An 18,653-nucleotide genomic window follows, 5' to 3' on the forward strand; every position below is an offset into this window, starting at 1 on the left:
GGTACATGCAGCCTTGCCTGGTAAAGATTCGTCGGATACGGCCCGGTTCGGACCTCCCTCTTCCCAGCTACATGACTCCTCACGCCGCTGGTATGGACCTGTGTGCCGATGTGGATGCGGATCTGGTGCTTGAGCCGGGAGACCGAACGCTTGTTCCCACCGGCATTGCCATCGCCCTGCCCGATGGTTTTGAGGCGCAGATCAGGCCACGAAGCGGTCTTGCCCTCAAGCACGGAATTACCCTCGTCAATTCGCCGGGCACTATTGATCCCGACTATCGGGGAGAGATCGGCGTGATCATTATTAATCACGGCGCAGATGCCTTTGTCGTAAGGCGGGGTGAACGGATCGCCCAGATGGTATTTGCGCCTTTTGTGCGAGCTGAACTTCTGGATGTGCATGAACTGGATGAGACCGCCCGGGGTGACGGTGGCTTCGGTCACACCGGCCGGTAATCCCGGAAAATCGAATGTACTGCTGTCACTGACGGAGATATGCCATGCTTCTCTCCATTAATCCCGACAATCCGCAGGCACGACTTATCTCCAAAGTGGCTGAGGTCCTCGGCCGTGGCGGGGTCATCGCGTACCCGACCGACACGACCTATGGGATCGGGTGTAGCATCTTCAGTAAGAAGGGTATTGAGCGAATCTATCTTCTCAAGCAAAGGGAAAAGAAAAAGCCTTTTTCCTTTATCTGTTCGGAACTCTCAGAGGTTGCCCGTTATGCCAAGGTTAGTAATTACGCCTACAAAATCCTGAAGCGTTATTTGCCGGGACCCTACACGTTTGTAATCGATGCAACAAGCGTGGTCCCCGACCTGCTGGTGACAAAACAGAAGACGGTCGGCATTCGAATCCCCGATAATCGAATATGTATTGCGCTCGTCAAGGATCTGGGGCACCCGATCGTAACCACCAGCGCGAATCTTTCGGGAGAAGAACCCATCGGCGATCCGATGGAAGTCGAGCGAACACTGGGAAAGCAGCTCGATCTCGTCGTGGACGGCGGGAATCTCACCGCCGACGTCAGTTCGGTTGTGAGCCTGATCGGCGACTACCCCCAGGTGCTGCGCCGCGGGATCGGCGATGTGAGCTGGTGCGGCGAATAGCATGAGGAAGCGAACACTACGAATGGGGATTTACGCTCTTTCGTTGGCAGTGGCCCTCGTTACGGTGGCTACTTTTTTCCACGAGCAGATAGCAGGGGCACTCGGTCTTTCTCCTCCCGCCGACAGTTTCTTTGTTTCACTTGGTTTTCTGGGGGGAGGCATATCGGGCGGTTGCGGTGTCGTGCTCGCCGTTGCCGGTCTGTTTCTTCGGTCGGGCCCGGATCGCCAGCAACTCTGCCGCCTTGCTCCGAGCCTCGTTATTCTCTGCGCTTTTACCTTTATCTTTATCCTACTGCTGGTGGCGCATTTTCGCGGGGCAGAGAACCCTCCGCCGCTCCGACCGGGTGAAACAATCACCATTTAAAGATTCCACCTTTCATGGGATGTGATAGGTTGAAATTGCTTGCAATAATGGGTGGAATCGGATAGAACTAGCAGAATCAACCGCCTGAAAGGGCGGTTTTCCTTTTGCCTCATTTTTCTTGACAATCGGAACCCGTTCCTTATACTGAGTGGCTTCTGTCGCCACCATGAACAGCAGGTCACGGTGAAAATCAGAGTAGATGATATAAAAGAACAACCGAGGCTTCTCCGCTCCGAGGAGCCGCTCGAAACGCTCCCGGGGCTTACAGCCGTTCAGGAATCGGGGGAATGTGAATTTCTTTCACCGGTTACGGTTGAGTTGACGGTCGCCAGGGAGTATGACCACATCAGAGTCAAGGGGAGCCTCAACGCCCGGATTCGACTGAATTGCTCCCGCTGCCTCGGTGATTTCGAAACCGACCTCGCTTCCGTTTTCACGATCTTTTTTCGGAAGGAAGACCGCGTCGTACTCGACGAGGAAGAGGTCGAGCTGGCTGAAGAAGATCTGATCTCGGTTGCCTATCAGGGGGATGAGATTGATTTCACTCCGGAGATTACCGAGCAGGTGATCATGGAGCTGCCGCTCAAGCCCCTGTGTCACGAGTCCTGCAGGGGGCTTTGTCCCGTGTGCGGAGTTGATCTGAATGAGCAAGAGTGCACATGTGCCGGTTCGTCATTCAGTTTGAAATTCAGTGCTCTCAAGGATTTTAAGGTCGACAAGTAGAACCACAAAAGGAGATATTCCATGGCTGTACCCAAGAAAAAGACATCCAAGTCCCGCAAAAACATGAGAAGGGCCCACGATTTCCTTACCGCTCCGGCAGCTTCCGTTTGCCCCCAGTGCAAGAGCCCCAAGCTTCCCCACCGCGCCTGCGCTTCCTGCGGCACCTATAAGGGGAGAGAAGTGGTCAAGACCGAAGAGATCTAACCCGCCTGCGTGCGCAGATCTGATTCATTCTTGTCTGGGAGTACCATGAGAGTTGCTGTTGATGCGATGGGTGGCGACAATGCCCCTGCCGTCGAGGTTGAAGGCGCTGTCGTAGCTGCACGTGAATTCGGCATACCCATCACCCTGGTAGGTGATACGGATAAGCTTCGTCTTGAGCTTGCCAAGCACAATGTTCAGGGTCTTGATATAGCCATTCACCACGCAAGCGAGGTGGTCGGCATGCATGATGCTGCATCCGACGCCGTACGGCGCAAGAAGGATTCCTCTATCCGCGTCGCCTTTGATCTTGTGAAAAGCGGCGAGGCGGAGGCCGTGGTGAGTGCCGGCAATTCCGGTGCCACTATGGCAGCAGGGATGTTTGTCCTCAAGCGGCTCAAGGGGATTGACCGTCCTGCCATTGCACAGATATTTCCCACCCTGCGCGGCAAGACCCTTGTTCTTGACGTGGGGGGTAACGTTGATTGCAAGCCGATTCATCTCGTGCAGTTCGCCATCATGGGCGAAGTGTACGCCCGCCACGTAATAGGCGTGGAGCAGCCCCGCATCGGACTCCTTTCCAATGGTGAAGAGGACAGCAAGGGCAATGAGCTCACTCGCGAAACCAATGCAATTCTGAAAAACATCTCTTTTGATTATGAAGGCTACGTAGAAGGTCGCGACATCTTTAACGGCATGGTCGATGTGGTTGTCTGCGACGGTTTCGTTGGTAACGTCGTGCTTAAACTTTCAGAAGGGCTTGCTGAAACGGTCGGGAAAATGCTTCGTGAGGAAATTGCGGGCAGTCTGCTGTCCAAGCTCGGCTATCTGTTTGTCCGCAAGGCATTCAAGAACTTCAAGAAGAAGGTCGATTACGCCGAATATGGCGGTGCACCTCTTATCGGCATTAACGGCGTCGCCATGATCTGCCACGGCGGGTCGAACGTCAAAGCTATCAAGAACGCGATCCATTTCGCCCACGAATACGTGCGCAAGGGGGTCAACCAACGGCTCGCCGAGAAGATGGAAACCGAGTTCACGGCCTACATGCAGCAGTTCGATGCCGTGAAGGAAGCTGTCGCAGGTTAGAAAGGTCACGGGATGATGAGAGCAAGGATCGTCGGGACCGGTTCGGCCGTCCCTTCCAAGGTGCTTACCAATTTCGATCTGGAGAAGATGGTCGATACCTCCGACGAGTGGGTAACCACGCGCACCGGAATCAAAGAGCGCCGCATCGCCGTTGAGGGGGAATATACTTCTACCTTTGCAACATTGGCAGCGGAACGGGCCCTCGAAATGGCCGGCGTCAAAGCTTCGGACCTCGATCTGTTGATAGTCGCAACCATTACGCCTGATTTCCCGTTTCCCGCCACCGCATGTATGGTCCAGAGCAATCTCAAGGCAACGAAGGCGGCTGCCTATGATCTCTCGGCAGCCTGCTCAGGTTTTATCTACGCCCTTGCTCAAGCATCGAATGCAATCAGATCAGGATCCGCCCGAAAGGCTCTGGTCATTGGTGCGGAAGTCCTGTCGCGGATTATCGACTGGACGGATCGCAACACCTGCCTTCTTTTCGGCGACGGCTCCGGTGCGGTGGTTCTGGAAGCATGCGATGACGGCCGTGGTGTCCTGTCCACCCACCTTCACAGTGACGGCTCCTACTGGGAACTGCTTTATCAACCCGGTTGCGGCAGCAGAAACCCTGCCGTTCAGAAGACCCTTGATGACCGACGTATCTATCTCATGATGCAGGGGAACGAGGTTTTCAAGCTTGCCGTGAGGGCCATGGAGGATGCCGCCCATGAAGCCCTTGAGGCAAACGGGCTCACACCGGCAGATATTTCGCTGTTCATCCCTCACCAGGCAAATCGTCGCATTATTGACGCCATCGGCAAACGCCTCGGCCTGCCGATTGAAAAGGTTTACGTCAATCTCGACCGGTTCGGCAATACCTCGGCAGCATCCATTCCGCTGGCACTGGACGAAGCTAACCGCTCCGGCCGGATCAAGCCCAATGACGTAGTGGTATTCGATGCCTTCGGCGGCGGGCTTACCTGGGGATCGGCACTGCTGCGCTGGTGACGGACCAAGCAAGGAGCTATCAATGAGCAAGCGTGCTTTCATATTCCCCGGTCAGGGTTCCCAGTATGCCGGAATGGGCAAGGAGCTGGCCGGCACCTTTCCGGTTGCCCGTCAGGTCTTCGAGGAAGCTGACGAGGCCCTCGGGAGCTCTCTTTCCCGACTCTGTTTCGAGGGGCCTGAAGATCAGTTGAAGCTCACCGCTAATACTCAGCCCGCCATCCTGACCGCCAGTGTCGCGGCATTCAGGGTGCTTCAGGCTGAAACTGGACTTACCGCAGACTTTCTGGCAGGACACTCTCTCGGCGAGTACTCGGCGCTTGTGGCTGCCGGGGCATTTGGCTTTGCGGACGCGGTCCGGACGGTTCGAGCCCGCGGCACCTTCATGCAGGAGGCTGTGCCGGTTGGAGAGGGGGCAATGGCCGCGATGCTCGGAATCGAACCGGCTGTTCTTGCCGAAATATGCGCCGAAGCGGCCCAGGGTGAGGTCGTTTCTCCCGCAAACTTCAATTCGCCCGGCCAGATCGTCATTGCCGGAAACACCGGTGCGGTCAACCGTGCCATCGAGATTGCCAAGGCAAAGGGGTTCCGCAAGGCGATGCTCCTGCCGGTGAGCGCTCCCTTCCATTCGAGCCTCATGGTGCCTGCCGGTGAACGGCTTGCCGAGGTTCTGGCAGCGGTTGCTGTCGGCGATCTGGTCGCTCCCGTGGTGACTAATGTGGAGGCAACGCCCAACTCCGACAAGGGAAGGGTAAAAGAACTCCTGGTCAGGCAGGTAAGCGCTCCGGTGCTCTGGGATGCCTCGGTGAGGGAAATGGTTTCGCTCGGCGTCACCCGGTTTGTGGAGATCGGGCCGGGCAAAGTTCTGTCGGGGCTGGTCAAGCGGATCGAGAAGGAAGCGGGTACCGCCAACGTCGAGGATACGGCCGGTATCAGGGCTCTTGCCTAAGGAGACGAGAATGAGTCTTGCTGGAAAAGTCGCAGTGGTTACAGGAGCTTCTCGTGGCATCGGCAGGGAGATCGCCCTCCGGCTCGCCCGCGAGGGAGCTGACGTTGCAGTGACCGCTACAACCCTCGACAGTGCCCGGAAAACCGCGGACGAGATAGAGCAGCTTGGCCGGAGAGCCCTCGCGCTGGCTGTGGACGTGGCGGACGCGGCGGCTGTGGAAGCGCTGTTCGCCTCGGTGGTAGAAGCTTTTGGCAAGGTTGATATCCTTGTCAACAATGCCGGTATTACCCGGGACGGCCTGTTGCTGCGGATGAAAGATGCCGATTGGGACGCCGTGCTCGATGTGAACCTCAAGGGCGCCTTCAATTGCACGCGTGAAGCTGCAAAACTCATGACCAAGGCCCGGAGCGGCCGCATCGTCAACATTGGCTCTGTGGTGGGCGAGATGGGAAATGCGGGACAGGTCAACTATTGCGCCAGCAAGGCGGGGATGATAGGTATGACCAAGGCTGTCGCCCGGGAACTGGCCAAGCGCGGCATCACCGTCAATGCCGTCACCCCGGGGTTCATCGAGACGGATATGACGGCGGTTCTTTCCGAAAAGGTGCGCGAGTCGCTCATGCAGCAGATTCCGCTGGAGCGGTTCGGTGCCCCCGAGGATATTGCCAACGCGGTCCACTTCCTCGTGTCAGGCATGGGGAGTTATATTACCGGTCACGTCCTGTCCGTTAACGGCGGGATGTACATGTAGAAAAATATCTTTTGAAATTTAGGCGTTTCGTGGTATGTAGCTAGAAACATTACCCGAAGACTCAAACCAAACGGAGGTGAACAAGCATGTCGTCAATAGAAAAAAGAGTCAAAGAGATCGTAGCCGAACAACTCGGCGTCGATGAGGCGCAGGTTACGAACGATGCCTCCTTTATGGATGATCTGGGGGCCGACTCTCTTGACACTGTCGAGCTGGTGATGGCTCTCGAGGAAGAGTTCGATATCGAGATTTCCGACGAGGACGCCGAGAAAATCCAGAACGTTCAGGATGCCATCGATTACATCACCGAGCACACCTAGCACACAGGAGGGGAAGGAGAGCCTTCCCCTTTTTCACAGCACGCGGCCTTCGGGCCGCGTCCGCGTGCATCCGCATGCGAGCTTCAGCGGCTCCATGGCGGATGCGTTCAGATTTACGACCATCGGGAGCACATATCTATGAGAAGAGTAGTGGTGACGGGAGTCGGCGCCGTATCTCCGCTCGGAGTCGGCAACGCCGCCAACTGGGATGCGCTCGTTTCAGGCACGTCGGGCATTGGACACATAACCCGCTTTGACGCCTCCGACCTGCCGGTAAGGATCGCCGGCGAGGTTAAGGGCTTTGAACCCGAGCAGTACATCGACAAGAAAGAGGTCAAGAAGATGGACCTCTTCATCCAGTACGCCATGGCAGCTGCCCATTACGCCATGGAAGATTCCGGCCTCCAGATCACCGAGGAGAACGCGGAGCGTACGGGTGTCCTGGTCGGCGCGGGGCTGGGCGGTTTGCCGACCATCGAAAAGTACCACGCCGCCATGCTCGAAGGCGGGCACAAGAAAATTTCCCCCTTCTTCATTCCAATGCTGATCATCAACCTTGCACCCGGCCACATTTCAATCAAGTATGGGGCCAAGGGCCCTAATCTGTCGTCGGTATCCGCCTGCGCCACCGGTACACACTCCATCGGTGATGCGTACCATATGATCAAGCGCGGCGATGCGGACGCCATGATTGCCGGCGGTACCGAGTCCACGGTGACTCCCCTCGGAATTGGCGGTTTTGCGGTCATGAAGGCTCTCTCCACGCGCAACGACGATCCAGCCGCTGCGTCGCGTCCCTTTGAAAAGAATCGCGATGGTTTCGTTCTCGCTGAGGGGGCGGGTATTGTCGTTCTTGAGGAGTATGAGGCTGCCAAGAAACGTGGGGCCAAAATTTATGCCGAGATCGTCGGCTACGGTCTCACGGGCGACGCCTACCATCTCACCGCTCCGGCACCGGAGGGAGAAGGTGCGGCGCGGTGCATGAAAATGGCTCTCAACAACGCCGGGGTCCGTCCGGAAGAGGTGGACTACATCAACGCCCATGGCACATCCACCCCCTTCAATGACTACTACGAGACCCTTGCCGTCAAGAGCGTGTTCGGTGACCATGCGAAAAAGGTTATGGTGTCCTCCACCAAGTCCATGACCGGTCACCTGCTCGGCGCAGCCGGCGGCGTTGAAGCTGTCTTTACCCTGATGGCCATGGACAAGGGTGTGATTCCGCCGACCATCAACTACCAGGAGCAGGATCCCGAGTGCGATCTTGATTATGTTCCCAATACCGCCCGGGAGAAGTCAATCACGTACGCCCTCAGCAACAACTTCGGTTTTGGGGGCACGAACGCGACGCTGCTCTTCAAGAAGGTATAGGGGGCACGGGGTGATAGTCGTCGGTAGCGATCACGGTGGTCTGGAACTGAAGGAAGCGGTCAAGCGGCTCCTTGCCGAGCGAGGGGAAACCTTCGAAGACTGCGGAACCGATAACGGCAACTCGGTTGATTACCCGGACTTCGGCATCAAGGTGGCCCGAAGGGTATCCAACGGCGAGGCAGAGAAGGGGATTCTCTTCTGCGGCACCGGCATCGGCATGTCGATCGTTGCCAACAAGTTTCCCCGGGTGCGTGCGGCCCTTGCCACCGATGCCTTCATGGCACGCATGGCCAAGGAGCATAATAACGCAAACATCCTGGTCCTCGGTGGCCGGGTGCTCGAGGAGGCCGCGGCCCGGGAGATGGTCATCGCCTGGCTCGACGGGGTGTATGAAGGCGGCCGTCATCAGGGTCGGCTCGACAAGATTGCGGCCCTGGAGCGGGAACTGATGAAGTAGACATCGTGCCAGATCGGCGGTTGCATGGAGTCTGATACGGGACTGGATACGGTCCCGTTTTCCTTTTTCCCACTTTTACAAGGAGACCTGACATGTCGATTCTCGAAACCTTTGACCCGCAGGTAGCTGAGGCGATCCGCCATGAAACCGAGCGGCAGGAGTACAACCTGGAGCTGATCGCTTCCGAAAACTTTGTTTCCGAGGCGGTACTGGAAGCCCAGGGCTCGGTGATGACCAATAAGTATGCCGAGGGATACCCCGGCAAGCGCTACTATGGCGGATGCCACCACGTGGACGTGGTGGAAAATCTCGCTATCGAGCGGGCCAAGGAGCTTTTCGGTGCCGATCATGCCAACGTCCAGCCCCATTCGGGCTCCCAGGCAAATATGGCGGTCTACTTTTCGGTGCTCAAGCCCGGCGACACCATTCTCGGGATGAACCTGTCCCACGGCGGCCACCTGACCCACGGCAGCCCCGTGAACTTTTCGGGCCGTTTCTTCAACGTGGTTCCCTACGGCGTGTCCCAGGAAACCGAAACGATCGACTTCAATGAGGTGGAGCGTCTTGCCCTGGAGCATAAGCCGAAGATGATTGTTGTGGGGGCCAGCGCCTATCCCCGGACCATCGACTTCACCGCATTCCGCACCATTGCCGATAAGGTCGGCGCGGTTATCATGGTTGATATGGCCCACATCGCGGGCCTGGTTGCGGCCGGTCTCCATCCGAACCCTGTCCCCTATGCTGAATTCGTGACCACCACCACCCATAAGACCCTCAGGGGGCCCCGGGGCGGGATGATCCTGTGCCGCGAGGAGTACGCCAAGACGCTCAATTCCAACATCTTCCCCGGTATCCAGGGGGGGCCGCTCATGCATGTCATTGCGGCCAAGGCTGTTGCCCTCAAGGAGGCCCTCCAGCCCGAGTTCAAGGCGTATCAGGCCCAGATCGTGAAAAACGCCAAGGCTCTTGCCGACGAGCTGGTGAAGCGCGGATTCCGGCTTGTGTCCGGCGGCACCGATAACCATCTGATGCTGGTTAACCTGACCGGCACCGAACTGACCGGCAAGGTGGCGGAGGAGTCTCTGGATAAGGCCGGCATCACGGTGAACAAGAACACGGTACCCTTCGAGACCCGTTCGCCCTTTGTCACCTCTGGTTTCCGGATCGGCACTCCCGCAGCCACTACCCACGGTCTTAAGGAAGCTGAAATGGCCGACGTGGCGGGCTTCATCGCAGAGGCCCTGGCCAACGTGGACAATGATGCCAAACTCGCCGAGATTAAGGGGAGGGTCAATGTGCTTATGAAACGCTTCCCCCTCTATGCCCACCGGCTTTCATAAGAGTATCGATCCGATTCGTCTGAAAAGGGGGATGCCGCGCGGCATCCCCCTTTTTCTTTGCTATGATTCTATGGTTGTGCAGTCGAATGGGGCGCGGACCCTTCGCGAACGGGAGGTCAACAATGGCAAGAATTCTGACCGGCGTTGCACTGATGGCGCTTCTTATTTCGGCCGGTATCGTCCAGGCCCTTGAAACCCGTGTCGATGTGCGGGTGAGGACCAAGGACGCAAAGTTTCTCGGAACGAGCATGGGAGGCGCTCTGGTAAGCATTCGCAATACCGACACCGGCGAGTTGCTCGCCACGGGTGTTACGGCGGGAACCACAGGCAATACCGCTACCATTATGGTCAACCCGCATGTGAGGGGGGGCGTGTTGTCGGACGCACAATCCGCCCTGTTCAGGGCTGTTCTGGACATCGATGTGCCCACCCGGATTGAAGTGCGGGCGGCAGGCCCATTAAGCCAGAGACAGGCGATGGGAGAGGCTTCGGTGATCCAGTGGCTGATTCCCGGCAAGCACGTGACCAGCGGCGACGGTCTTGTCTTGGAGCTGCCGGGGTTTGCCGTGGATGTACTCGCTCCGCCGGCCAATCATGCCGTTACTCTTGAGGATGGATTGGCCACCGTGACCGTGCGGGCCAGCGTCATGATGATGTGCGGCTGTCCGGTTGCGCCAGGAGGGCTCTGGAATGCCGACGGCTACGAGATCCGTGCCATGGTAAGGAGGGACGGTTCAGCCGCGGAAGAGGTGCCGCTCCATTTTGCCGGGGAGTCGAGCCAGTTTATGGGAGAGCTTACGGTCAGAAAGCCGGGAGTATACGAGGTAACGGTCTATGCATTTGATCCGGCCAACGGCAATACCGGCCTCGACCGGACGACCTTCATCGCCCAATAGGCTCGTTTCGGCACGCTCCGGACGCATTTGCGCTTGACGCACGTCCATTTTTTTGAACAAATGCACAGATCGTGTTCAACCGTTGATGGGGGGTCCGCGTTACGATGAGTATGATCAACGGAGCCCCCGTCCACCTGCGGGGATCTCTCATAGTACCATTCAACGGCCTGCTGAGGAGGAATGATTGATGAAACGGATAACGACTGCCCTGCTTCTGGTAATGGCTCCGCTCACTGTCCACGCCGCTGACGGCGGCGTTCGGCTGAGCCTCAAGGAGGCAATCCAGTCGGCAGTGCAGAAAAACCTTGATGTACGGGCAGAACTGTACAATCCGGCCATGGCGGAGGCTGATATCCGCAAAAACCTCGGTATTTATGATACGCAACTCACTATTTCAACCGATTTCCAGTATGCCGTTACCGAACCGGTCAGCTCGTTTCTTTCAGGAACCAATACCAGCCGGACCCGGACGCTGACTCTGAATCCCGGTGTGAACCAGTTGACGCCCCTCGGCGGGACAGTGGGGCTCACGTTCAATAATGCCTACAACTACACCAATTCCACCCGAAGCCCGAGCGAATACTGGAACTCGGATCTGACGCTGAGCCTTTCCCAGCCGCTGTTGAAAAATTTCGGCAAGGACCCCACCGAACTCGGCATCATGGTGGCGCGGACGGCCAAGGATGGTTCCCTGGAGCGGTTCCGGACCCTGCTCCTGGACACGGTGGCCCGGGTCAGGACCGAGTACAACCGGCTTTACAGCCTGCGCGAGGATCTTGAGGTCAAGAAGACGTCCCTGGAGCTGGCCCGAAAAATACTCACCGATACCCAGGCACGGGTGAAGGCGGGCGTTCTGCCGGCCATGGAGATTCTCAATGCCGAGTTCGGTGTGGCAAGCCGGGAAAAGGATCTCATCGATGCGGAAAAGGCGGTACGGGATCAGAATGATGTGCTCCACGTGCTGCTTCAGCTACCCGGTAAAGATGAGTTCATTCCGGTCGATATCCCGACCCGCGAGCCATATGAGGCCGAGGAAAATGCCCTGATCCGCAAGGCGCTGGATTTGCGGCCGGAACTGCGAGAGCAGAAGGCGAACCTCAGGACGAGCGAACTGGAGACGCGCGTGGCCCGGAACCGGACCCTCCCGGATCTGAATCTTACTGCCAGTGCCGCCGTGACGGGCTTAGACCGTCACTACAACCGTAATCTGGAAAAAGTCGGCACGGCCGATTACCCGGTTTGGGGCGTTGGGCTCGTATTCCAGTACCCCCTGGGGAACAATGCCGCCGAGAACGATTATCGCCGCAGCAAATTGAAGGTGGAGCAGGGACGCACCCAGATCAGGAGCCTTGAGGCCAATGTGGAAAATGAGGTCAAGACGGCCATCAGGGGCGTTGACTCGGGCTACAAGCAACTTGATGTGACCGACCGCGGCCGAGCCTTTGCCGAGGAGCGGCTCCGCTCTTTCATCAAGAGGAGCGAGGTGGGGCTTGCCACCATTAAGGACGTTCTCGAAGTCGAGAGCGAACTGGCCACGGCAAAGAGCAACCAGATCAAAGCCTTGACAGGGTATGGCGATGCCGTTACCCAATTGCTGCGGGCCACGGGAGAGCTTCTGGATCGAGAGGGAATCACCGTGACGGAAAAAGAGGGGGATTCCCTTTACGAGCAAAGTGCGCGAGACTGACACGTCCGGACTGATGATGGAGTTCTGAATGGCCTTGGTGAATGTGATGACAGCCTTTCGCGCGCTTCGCCGTTGGGGGCGGCATGCCGTTGCGGCGTCCGCGGTCGTGCCTGCTCTCGCGCTGTGCGCCTGCTCCCCCAAGGAGCAGAAACCAACGGTAAAGCCGCCGGTGCCGGTCGTGCTCGCAAAGGTGGAGCGGAAGACGATCCCGGTTCAGATCAAGGCCATCGGCAATGTGGAGCCCTATGCCACGGTGGCGGTCAAGGCCCAGGTGAGCGGTGAGGTGGTGAGCGTTCACTTTACCGAAGGGCAGGACGTGAAAAAGGGCGATCTCCTGTTTGCCATAGATCCGCGTACCTATGCCGCCGCCCTGAAAAAAGCGGAAGCAAATCTTTCCCGAAATCTGGTCCAGGCGCGCAATGCCCGCCAGGACGCGGAACGCTATGCCCAACTGCTGACAGAAGGGATCGTGACCCAGGAGCAGTATGAGCAGTACCGCACCAAGGCGGAGGCATTCGCGGCGGATGTTGCCGCCGACCGGGCCGCTGTGGAGAACGCCAGGGTCGAACTCTCCTACTGCACCATACGCTCGCCCCTTTCGGGCCGAACCGGCAACCTGGCGGTGCATGCGGGGAACATCGTCAAGGCAAACGAGAATCCGCCGCTGGTTACGATCAACCAGATAACCCCGGTCTACGTAACCTTTGCCATTCCCGAGAAAGACCTTGCCGAGATCAAGCACCGGCTGGCGTCCGGACGGCTCGCGGTGACGGCGATCATTCCCAATGATCAGGGGCCGGCGGAGCAGGGGACCATCAGCTTTCTCGACAATGCGGTCGACGCTGCCACCGGTACCATCAAACTCAAGGGAATCTTTGAGAACAAGGGGCGGCGGCTCTGGCCCGGTCAATTCGTCAACGTGGTCGTGACCCTCGCGTCCCGGGCCGATGCCGTCGTGGTGCCGTCCCAGGCTCTCCAGACCGGACAGAGCGGCCCCTATCTCTTTGTGGTAAAGGCCGACTCCTCCGTGGAGGTCCGCCCCGTAACGCCGGGTATCACCCATGAAGGACTCACTGTCATCGAGCAGGGCGTCGCTCCGGGGGAAACGGTTGTGACCGACGGCCAGATGCGGCTGACCCCCCGTGCCAAGGTAACGGAAAAACGACCCGGAGGTGCCGGCGCTTCCCCTGCCGGGCCGGGTAAGCACCCATGAACATTGCCGAAATCTTCATCCGCCGGCCGGTCATGACGAGCCTCATCATGCTGGCGGTCATGCTTTTCGGCCTCATCGCCTACGACAAGCTGCCGGTCAACGACCTGCCCACCGTCGACTACCCGACCATCCAGGTTTCCGCCACTCTGCCGGGCGCCAACCCCGACACCATGGCCTCATCGGTGGCGCTCCCCCTGGAGCGCGAGTTTTCCACCATTGCCGGTGTCGACTCCATGACCTCCACCAACGGCATCGGCATATCCCGCATTACCATCAAGTTCACCCTGGAGCGGGACATCGATGCCGCGGCACAGGATGTCCAGGCCGCCATTTCCCGGGCCCAGCGCCAGCTTCCCCAGGATATGCCGGCCCCCCCATCGTTCCAGAAGGTGAATCCGGCCGATCAGCCGATCCTCTATCTGGTCCTCAGTTCGCCGACGCTTCCCCTCTCCACGGTCCACGAATACGCCGATACCATGATCGCCCAACGGATTTCCATGGTCAACGGCGTGGCCTCGGTACAGATCTACGGCTCCCAGAAGTATGCGGTACGGGTTCAGGTGGACCCCAAGGCCTTGGCTGCCCGCAAGATCGGCATTGACGAGGTGGCCCAGGCCCTGGAGCGGGGGAACGTGAACCTTCCCACCGGCACCCTCCAGGGAAAGCACGAGGCCCTGACGATCCAGACCAGTGGCCAGCTTTACAGCGCAAAGGAGTATGAGCCGCTCATCGTCGCCTATCGCAACGGTTCACCGGTCCGTCTCGGAGAGATCGGCCGGGTTATTGACAGCGTGGAGAACGACAAGGTGGCCGGCTGGTACAAACAGACCCGTGCCATTGTCCTTGCCATCCAGCGCCAGCCGGGCACCAATACCATCGAAGTGGTAAACAGGATCAAGGAGTTGCTCCCCCAGTTCCGCTCACAGCTACCCGGCTCGGTGGATCTGAACATCCACTTCGACCGGACCGAGGGGATCAAGGAGTCGGTTGCCGATGTGAAATTTACTATGGTGCTCACCATCTGCCTGGTCATCATGGTGATCTTTCTCTTCCTGCGCAACCTGCCGGCCACGGTAATTCCGAGTCTGGCGCTACCGCTCTCCATTGTCGGCGCTTTTTCGGCCATGTACCTGATGGGGTTTTCGGTCAACAACATCTCATTGTTGGCCCTGACCCTGTCGGTGGGCTTCGTGGTGGACGACGCCATTGTCATGCTGGAGAACATCGTCCGTCACCTGGAGAAGGGGGAGAGCCCCATGGAGGCGTCCCTCCGCGGCTCCCGCGAGATCGGATTCACCATTGTCTCCATGACCATTTCATTGGTGGCAGTCTTTATCCCGGTTCTTTTCATGAAAGGGATGCTCGGCCGGCTGCTCCACGAATTCGCCGTCACTATCAGCCTGGCCATTCTCATTTCCGGCTTCGTATCGCTCTCGCTGACCCCCATGCTCTGCAGCCGCTTCCTCCGTCCGCACAGCGGCGAAAAGGGCCACGGCAGGTTTTATACGGTCATGGAGCGGTTTTTCGACGGCATGTACCGCCTCTACGAAGTGACTCTGGCAAAGGTTCTGAGGCTCCGCCGGACCGTGTTGGCCGGCACCCTTGCCATGACCCTGCTCACCATCTGGCTCTTCACGAGAATCCCCACAGGGCTGCTGCCCAGCGACGACATCGGGGCCATCTTCGCTATTACCGAGGGTGCCCAGGGGATTTCCTTCGAGGAAATGAAGGCCAAGCAGCAGCAGTTGGCGGCCATTGTGCTCCAGGACCCGAACGTTGAAGGATTCATGTCTTCGGCGGGCGCCGCCGGGAGCCGGGTGTCCTCCAATTCGGGGTTCATGTTCATTCGGCTCAAGCCCCGCCACGAGCGGAAGCTTAACGCGGATCAGGTCATCCAGCAGCTCCGGCCGAAAGTCATGGCTGTGCCCGGGATTCTCATGTTCCTCCAGAATCCGCCGCCGATTCGACTGGAGGCTCAGTTGGCCAAGAGCCAGTATCAGTTCGTGCTCCAGAGTCCCGATACGGATGAACTCTACCGGCGCGCAGCCGACCTGGAGGCCAGATTGAAGCAGGTGCCGCTCCTGCTGGACGTGACCAGCGACCTCCAGCTCAATAATCCCCAGGTGCAACTCGACATAGACCGGGACAAGGCGTCGGCCCTCGGCATCACCGCCCACCAAGTGGAGGATGCCCTCTATTACGCCTACGGCTCCCGCCAGGTTTCCACCATCTTCGCTCCAAACAACCAGTTCAAGGTTATCCTGGAACTGGAGCCCCGCTACCAGACCGACCCGGCAGCCCTGTCCATGCTTTACATCCGTTCCCAGCAAGGCGACCTTGTTCCTCTCAACACCCTCGCCACCCTGCGGCGGACTCTCGGTCCCCTTTCCGTGAACCATCTGGGGCAGATCCCGGCGGTGACCATCTCCTTCAACCTGCGGCCGGACACCCCTCTCAGCGAGGCCGTGTCAGCCATCGAGCAGGTGAGCCGCGATACGCTTCCAGCTTCATTCACCACCAGTTTCCAGGGAGTTGCCCAGGCCTACCAGCAGTCGACCACGGGGCTAATTGTCCTGATCATCATGGCGATCGTGGTAATCTACATTGTCCTCGGCATTCTCTATGAGAGCTATATCCATCCCCTCACCATCCTGTCGGGTCTTCCGTCAGCCGGGTTCGGGGCACTCATTACCCTGATGATCTTCGGCAAGGAACTGAATCTCTACGGCTTTGTCGGTCTCATCATGCTGATTGGCATTGTTAAGAAAAACGCGATCATGATGATCGACTTCGCCCTGGAGGCCCAGCGCACCGAGGGGAAACCACCACTGGAGGCAATCCATCAGGGGGCTCTCGTCCGTTTCCGCCCCATCATGATGACCACCATGGCGGCGCTGATGGGGACGCTCCCCATTGCCCTGGGGGTCGGTGCCGGGGCCGAGGCCAGGCGTACCCTGGGGTTGGCAGTGGTGGGGGGGCTTCTGGTGTCCCAGTTGCTGACCCTTTACATAACACCGGTTATTTATTACTACATGGACCGCATGCAGGAGTGGTTCGTCAGGAAACTGCCGGGCCGCCGGAGGGCCAGCGCATGAGAACGCTCGTTCTGATTCGTCATGGGGAGAGTGTCTGGAACAGGGAAAACCGTTTCACCGGCTGGACTGACGTGGGTCTGACCGATACGGGCGCGGCAGAGGCCCTGCGTGCCGGTCGTACCCTGAAAAACGAGGGGTTTGCCTTTGACGAGGCGTACACCTCAGTGCTCAAGCGGGCCATCAAAACCCTCTGGATCATTTTGGAGGAGATGGATCAGATGTGGATTCCGGAGCACCGTCACTGGCGGCTCAATGAACGCCACTACGGCGCGCTCCAGGGGCTCAACAAGGCCGAAACCGCCGAAAAGCACGGCATGGAACAGGTTCATGTCTGGCGTCGCAGCTATGATGTTCCGCCGCCGCCCCTGGCCGCCGGCGATCCGCGCAACCCCGCACGGGACCCGCGCTATGCGGAGCTTGATCCCGCAGATATCCCCCTGACCGAGTCGCTCAAGGATACCGTAGCCCGTTTCCTTCCCTACTGGCACGAGACAATCGCGCCACGCATCCTGGCAGGCCGTCGGCTGCTCATCGCAGCCCATGGCAACAGTCTGCGGGCCCTGGTGAAACACCTGGACGGTATCGGGGACGACGCCATTGCCGGCCTGAATATTCCCACCGGTATTCCCCTTGTCTATGAGCTGGAAGATGACCTGCGCCCCATACGAAGCTATTACCTGGGTGATCCTGACGAGGTTGTCCGGGCCACCCAGTCGGTGGCGGACCAGATAAAGAGGTAAGTGTGTGTGCGTCGGGAGCTATTGGATGCGATACCCTGGCCCCCGCAGCACGATAAATCCTTCCGCGGCAAGCTGTTCCAGGTTTTTTCCCACGATTTCGCTGCTCGCTCCCACTGTCTTTTCAAGCGCATCGCGGCTGATCCCCGGATTTTCCAGCACGGCCCGGAGGATGCGGCTGCGCACCTCCCGGTTGGATCCCTTGAACGGAGTCTGTCGCGTATGATGTGAACTGCGGCGCGACGGATTGCCATGCAGTCGCTTCAGGTGCGATCCGTAATCCATGAGAGCGTAATACCATTCGCGGGGATTGCCGCGATCCAGGGTCTGTTCGATCAGAGGCATGAGATCGCGGTCGTGAATGCCGCTTTGGTCCGCGAAGAAATGGTGGATATACACGCTGCGGATATTGGTCTCGATGAAGGGCAGGGGGGTGTTGAAGGCAAAGGCGGCCACTGCCCGGGACGTGTACGCTCCAATGCCCGGCAGCCGGACCAATTCGTTGGGATCAGCGGGGAACTCTCCTCCCAGGCTTGCGACAACCGCCTCGGCGCAGCGCTTGAGGTTCACGGCGCGCCGGTTGTAGCCAAGCCCCTGCCATGCCGCAAGAACCCGTTCCAGTGGCGCCGCAGCCAGGGTTCTCAGGTCTGGAAACTCGGCCAGAAATGTTGCGTACTTTTCCCTGACGCGCTCCACCTGCGTCTGCTGGAGCATGATCTCGGACACGAGGATGGCGTACGGATCAAAGGTCTCCCGCCAGGGGAGTTCGCGACGCTGGGGTGCGTACCAGTCATACACGATCCGCCGGAAGAGGTCTGCCACGGCCGGCGTGAGCCCTTCCTGGCGGAAGAGATGCGTCAGCTTCTGTTCCCTGTTCAATGGTCGCGGTACCCCAGGACAACAAGGATGCAGCTTCCGTCCGCGATGACAGCGATGCCGCTTTGACGGCAAAGCTCTACCGCCTTGTCGCTTTCGGCTCCCGGTTGCATCCAGATAGTGCGGATGCCCTTGCGGGCAGCCATTTCCACCACCTCTTCAGTGATCTTAGGCGGCGTAATGACCGAGATGCTCGTTACCTCATCCGGCAGGTCCATCACGCTGGCCACGCAGGCCACTCCTTCAATTTCCTGTTCCCTTGGGTTCACGGGGACGACCTTCAGGTTTTTCTGCTGATAGACCCTCAGGACCTTGTTGCCGTATTTGTGCCGGTCGGCCGAAGCTCCCACTACCCCGAACGCCTTTGAAGTGAAAAAGGCGTCAATCTGCTCTTTCGTGCTCATGGTGTCCTCCTCTCGTGTTGTGACGAGATGAATTGTATATCCTTTTGCGAAAATCACCACCCGGAATCCGTTCCAGCAC

20 protein-coding genes are annotated in these 18,653 nt (G+C 58.6%); 18 read left to right on the plus strand and 2 right to left on the minus strand.

Translation table 11 applies throughout. The annotated features are described in order from the left end of the window. Window positions 1-5: 5 nt before the first annotated feature. The 18 genes from dut to gpmA all read left to right on the plus strand — a co-directional run bounded on the left by dut (window position 6) and on the right by gpmA (window position 17,297). Window positions 6-455 (plus strand): dUTP diphosphatase, encoded by a 450-nt coding sequence (dut, locus tag AABA48_RS05210; protein ID WP_286349787.1) that lies wholly within the window; start codon window positions 6-8, stop codon window positions 453-455. A gap of 44 nt (window positions 456-499) precedes the next feature. After that, on the plus strand, window positions 500-1,111 hold the full coding sequence (locus AABA48_RS05215; RefSeq protein WP_286349786.1) for an L-threonylcarbamoyladenylate synthase: 612 nt from the start codon (window positions 500-502) through the stop codon (window positions 1,109-1,111). 22 nt (window positions 1,112-1,133) lie between these two features. Beyond that, window positions 1,134-1,475, plus strand: a complete 342-nt coding sequence (locus tag AABA48_RS05220) for a hypothetical protein (protein ID WP_286349785.1) — start codon at window positions 1,134-1,136, stop codon at window positions 1,473-1,475. A gap of 183 nt (window positions 1,476-1,658) precedes the next feature. Then, a complete protein-coding gene (locus AABA48_RS05225; protein WP_286349784.1) occupies window positions 1,659-2,198 on the plus strand; it encodes a YceD family protein in 540 nt (179 codons plus the stop codon). 21 nt (window positions 2,199-2,219) lie between these two features. Further along, window positions 2,220-2,402 carry a 50S ribosomal protein L32 gene (rpmF, locus tag AABA48_RS05230; protein WP_010942244.1) on the plus strand — a complete coding sequence of 61 codons (183 nt, stop codon included), beginning with the start codon at window positions 2,220-2,222 and terminating at the stop codon, window positions 2,400-2,402. Window positions 2,403-2,447: 45 nt separating this feature from the next. Then, the gene (gene plsX, locus AABA48_RS05235; RefSeq protein WP_286349783.1) at window positions 2,448-3,488 is read left to right on the plus strand and encodes a phosphate acyltransferase PlsX; all 1,041 of its coding nucleotides are present in this window, start codon (window positions 2,448-2,450) and stop codon (window positions 3,486-3,488) included. Window positions 3,489-3,500: 12 nt separating this feature from the next. Beyond that, window positions 3,501-4,481, plus strand: a complete 981-nt coding sequence (locus AABA48_RS05240) for a beta-ketoacyl-ACP synthase III (protein WP_286349782.1) — start codon at window positions 3,501-3,503, stop codon at window positions 4,479-4,481. Window positions 4,482-4,503: 22 nt separating this feature from the next. Continuing rightward, the gene (gene fabD, locus AABA48_RS05245) at window positions 4,504-5,427 is read left to right on the plus strand and encodes an ACP S-malonyltransferase (RefSeq protein WP_286349781.1); all 924 of its coding nucleotides are present in this window, start codon (window positions 4,504-4,506) and stop codon (window positions 5,425-5,427) included. Between the two features lie 10 nt (window positions 5,428-5,437). Continuing rightward, a complete protein-coding gene (gene fabG / locus AABA48_RS05250) occupies window positions 5,438-6,178 on the plus strand; it encodes a 3-oxoacyl-[acyl-carrier-protein] reductase (protein WP_286349780.1) in 741 nt (246 codons plus the stop codon). A gap of 86 nt (window positions 6,179-6,264) precedes the next feature. Beyond that, complete coding sequence (gene acpP, locus AABA48_RS05255) at window positions 6,265-6,498, plus strand: acyl carrier protein (protein ID WP_010942249.1); 234 nt, start codon at window positions 6,265-6,267, stop codon at window positions 6,496-6,498. Window positions 6,499-6,636: 138 nt separating this feature from the next. Next, entirely contained in the window at window positions 6,637-7,869 is a 1,233-nt protein-coding gene (gene fabF, locus AABA48_RS05260; RefSeq protein ID WP_286349779.1) for a beta-ketoacyl-ACP synthase II, read from the plus strand. Between the two features lie 10 nt (window positions 7,870-7,879). Then, entirely contained in the window at window positions 7,880-8,326 is a 447-nt protein-coding gene (gene rpiB / locus AABA48_RS05265) for a ribose 5-phosphate isomerase B (protein ID WP_286349778.1), read from the plus strand. Between the two features lie 92 nt (window positions 8,327-8,418). Next, window positions 8,419-9,666, plus strand: coding sequence for a serine hydroxymethyltransferase (gene glyA / locus AABA48_RS05270; RefSeq protein ID WP_119332556.1), 1,248 nt, complete (start codon window positions 8,419-8,421; stop codon window positions 9,664-9,666). Between the two features lie 122 nt (window positions 9,667-9,788). Beyond that, complete coding sequence (locus AABA48_RS05275; protein WP_286349777.1) at window positions 9,789-10,562, plus strand: hypothetical protein; 774 nt, start codon at window positions 9,789-9,791, stop codon at window positions 10,560-10,562. Between the two features lie 187 nt (window positions 10,563-10,749). Next, a complete protein-coding gene (locus tag AABA48_RS05280) occupies window positions 10,750-12,249 on the plus strand; it encodes a TolC family protein (protein ID WP_338271199.1) in 1,500 nt (499 codons plus the stop codon). Between the two features lie 28 nt (window positions 12,250-12,277). Further along, entirely contained in the window at window positions 12,278-13,462 is a 1,185-nt protein-coding gene (locus tag AABA48_RS05285) for an efflux RND transporter periplasmic adaptor subunit (protein ID WP_286349775.1), read from the plus strand. Beyond that, entirely contained in the window at window positions 13,459-16,557 is a 3,099-nt protein-coding gene (locus AABA48_RS05290) for an efflux RND transporter permease subunit (protein WP_286349774.1), read from the plus strand. Before AABA48_RS05285 ends, AABA48_RS05290 begins: the two co-directional genes overlap by 4 nt. Beyond that, window positions 16,554-17,297 (plus strand): 2,3-diphosphoglycerate-dependent phosphoglycerate mutase, encoded by a 744-nt coding sequence (gene gpmA / locus AABA48_RS05295; RefSeq protein WP_286349773.1) that lies wholly within the window; start codon window positions 16,554-16,556, stop codon window positions 17,295-17,297. Before AABA48_RS05290 ends, gpmA begins: the two co-directional genes overlap by 4 nt. An 18-nt stretch (window positions 17,298-17,315) precedes the next feature. Here the strand turns inward: gpmA and AABA48_RS05300 are convergent, their stop codons facing one another. Further along, window positions 17,316-18,173 (minus strand): A/G-specific adenine glycosylase, encoded by an 858-nt coding sequence (locus AABA48_RS05300; RefSeq protein ID WP_286349772.1) that lies wholly within the window; start codon window positions 18,171-18,173, stop codon window positions 17,316-17,318. Beyond that, a complete protein-coding gene (locus AABA48_RS05305; protein WP_286349771.1) occupies window positions 18,170-18,574 on the minus strand; it encodes a CoA-binding protein in 405 nt (134 codons plus the stop codon). The genes AABA48_RS05300 and AABA48_RS05305 overlap by 4 nt, the downstream gene beginning before the upstream one ends. Window positions 18,575-18,653 lie beyond the last annotated feature (79 nt).

This window comes from Geobacter sp. 60473 (assembly GCF_036323535.1).
GTDB classification, from domain to species: Bacteria; Desulfobacterota; Desulfuromonadia; order Geobacterales; family Geobacteraceae; genus Geobacter; species Geobacter sulfurreducens.

Excerpts from the sequence above, each read along its gene's own strand:
- rpmF (WP_010942244.1), top strand. The coding sequence starts at position 2,220 with ATGGCTGTACCCAAGAAAAAGACATCCAAGTCCCGCAAAAACATGAGA.
- plsX (WP_286349783.1), top strand. The coding sequence starts at position 2,448 with ATGAGAGTTGCTGTTGATGCGATGGGTGGCGACAATGCCCCTGCCGTC.
- AABA48_RS05220 (WP_286349785.1), top strand. The coding sequence starts at position 1,134 with ATGGGGATTTACGCTCTTTCGTTGGCAGTGGCCCTCGTTACGGTGGCT.
- AABA48_RS05240 (WP_286349782.1), top strand. The coding sequence starts at position 3,501 with ATGATGAGAGCAAGGATCGTCGGGACCGGTTCGGCCGTCCCTTCCAAG.
- AABA48_RS05290 (WP_286349774.1), top strand. The coding sequence starts at position 13,459 with ATGAACATTGCCGAAATCTTCATCCGCCGGCCGGTCATGACGAGCCTC.
- AABA48_RS05280 (WP_338271199.1), top strand. The coding sequence starts at position 10,750 with ATGAAACGGATAACGACTGCCCTGCTTCTGGTAATGGCTCCGCTCACT.
- dut (WP_286349787.1), top strand. The coding sequence starts at position 6 with ATGCAGCCTTGCCTGGTAAAGATTCGTCGGATACGGCCCGGTTCGGAC.
- AABA48_RS05215 (WP_286349786.1), top strand. The coding sequence starts at position 500 with ATGCTTCTCTCCATTAATCCCGACAATCCGCAGGCACGACTTATCTCC.
- AABA48_RS05285 (WP_286349775.1), top strand. The coding sequence starts at position 12,278 with ATGGCCTTGGTGAATGTGATGACAGCCTTTCGCGCGCTTCGCCGTTGG.
- gpmA (WP_286349773.1), top strand. The coding sequence starts at position 16,554 with ATGAGAACGCTCGTTCTGATTCGTCATGGGGAGAGTGTCTGGAACAGG.
- fabD (WP_286349781.1), top strand. The coding sequence starts at position 4,504 with ATGAGCAAGCGTGCTTTCATATTCCCCGGTCAGGGTTCCCAGTATGCC.
- fabF (WP_286349779.1), top strand. The coding sequence starts at position 6,637 with ATGAGAAGAGTAGTGGTGACGGGAGTCGGCGCCGTATCTCCGCTCGGA.
- glyA (WP_119332556.1), top strand. The coding sequence starts at position 8,419 with ATGTCGATTCTCGAAACCTTTGACCCGCAGGTAGCTGAGGCGATCCGC.
- fabG (WP_286349780.1), top strand. The coding sequence starts at position 5,438 with ATGAGTCTTGCTGGAAAAGTCGCAGTGGTTACAGGAGCTTCTCGTGGC.
- AABA48_RS05305 (WP_286349771.1), bottom strand. The coding sequence starts at position 18,574 with ATGAGCACGAAAGAGCAGATTGACGCCTTTTTCACTTCAAAGGCGTTC.
- AABA48_RS05275 (WP_286349777.1), top strand. The coding sequence starts at position 9,789 with ATGGCAAGAATTCTGACCGGCGTTGCACTGATGGCGCTTCTTATTTCG.
- acpP (WP_010942249.1), top strand. The coding sequence starts at position 6,265 with ATGTCGTCAATAGAAAAAAGAGTCAAAGAGATCGTAGCCGAACAACTC.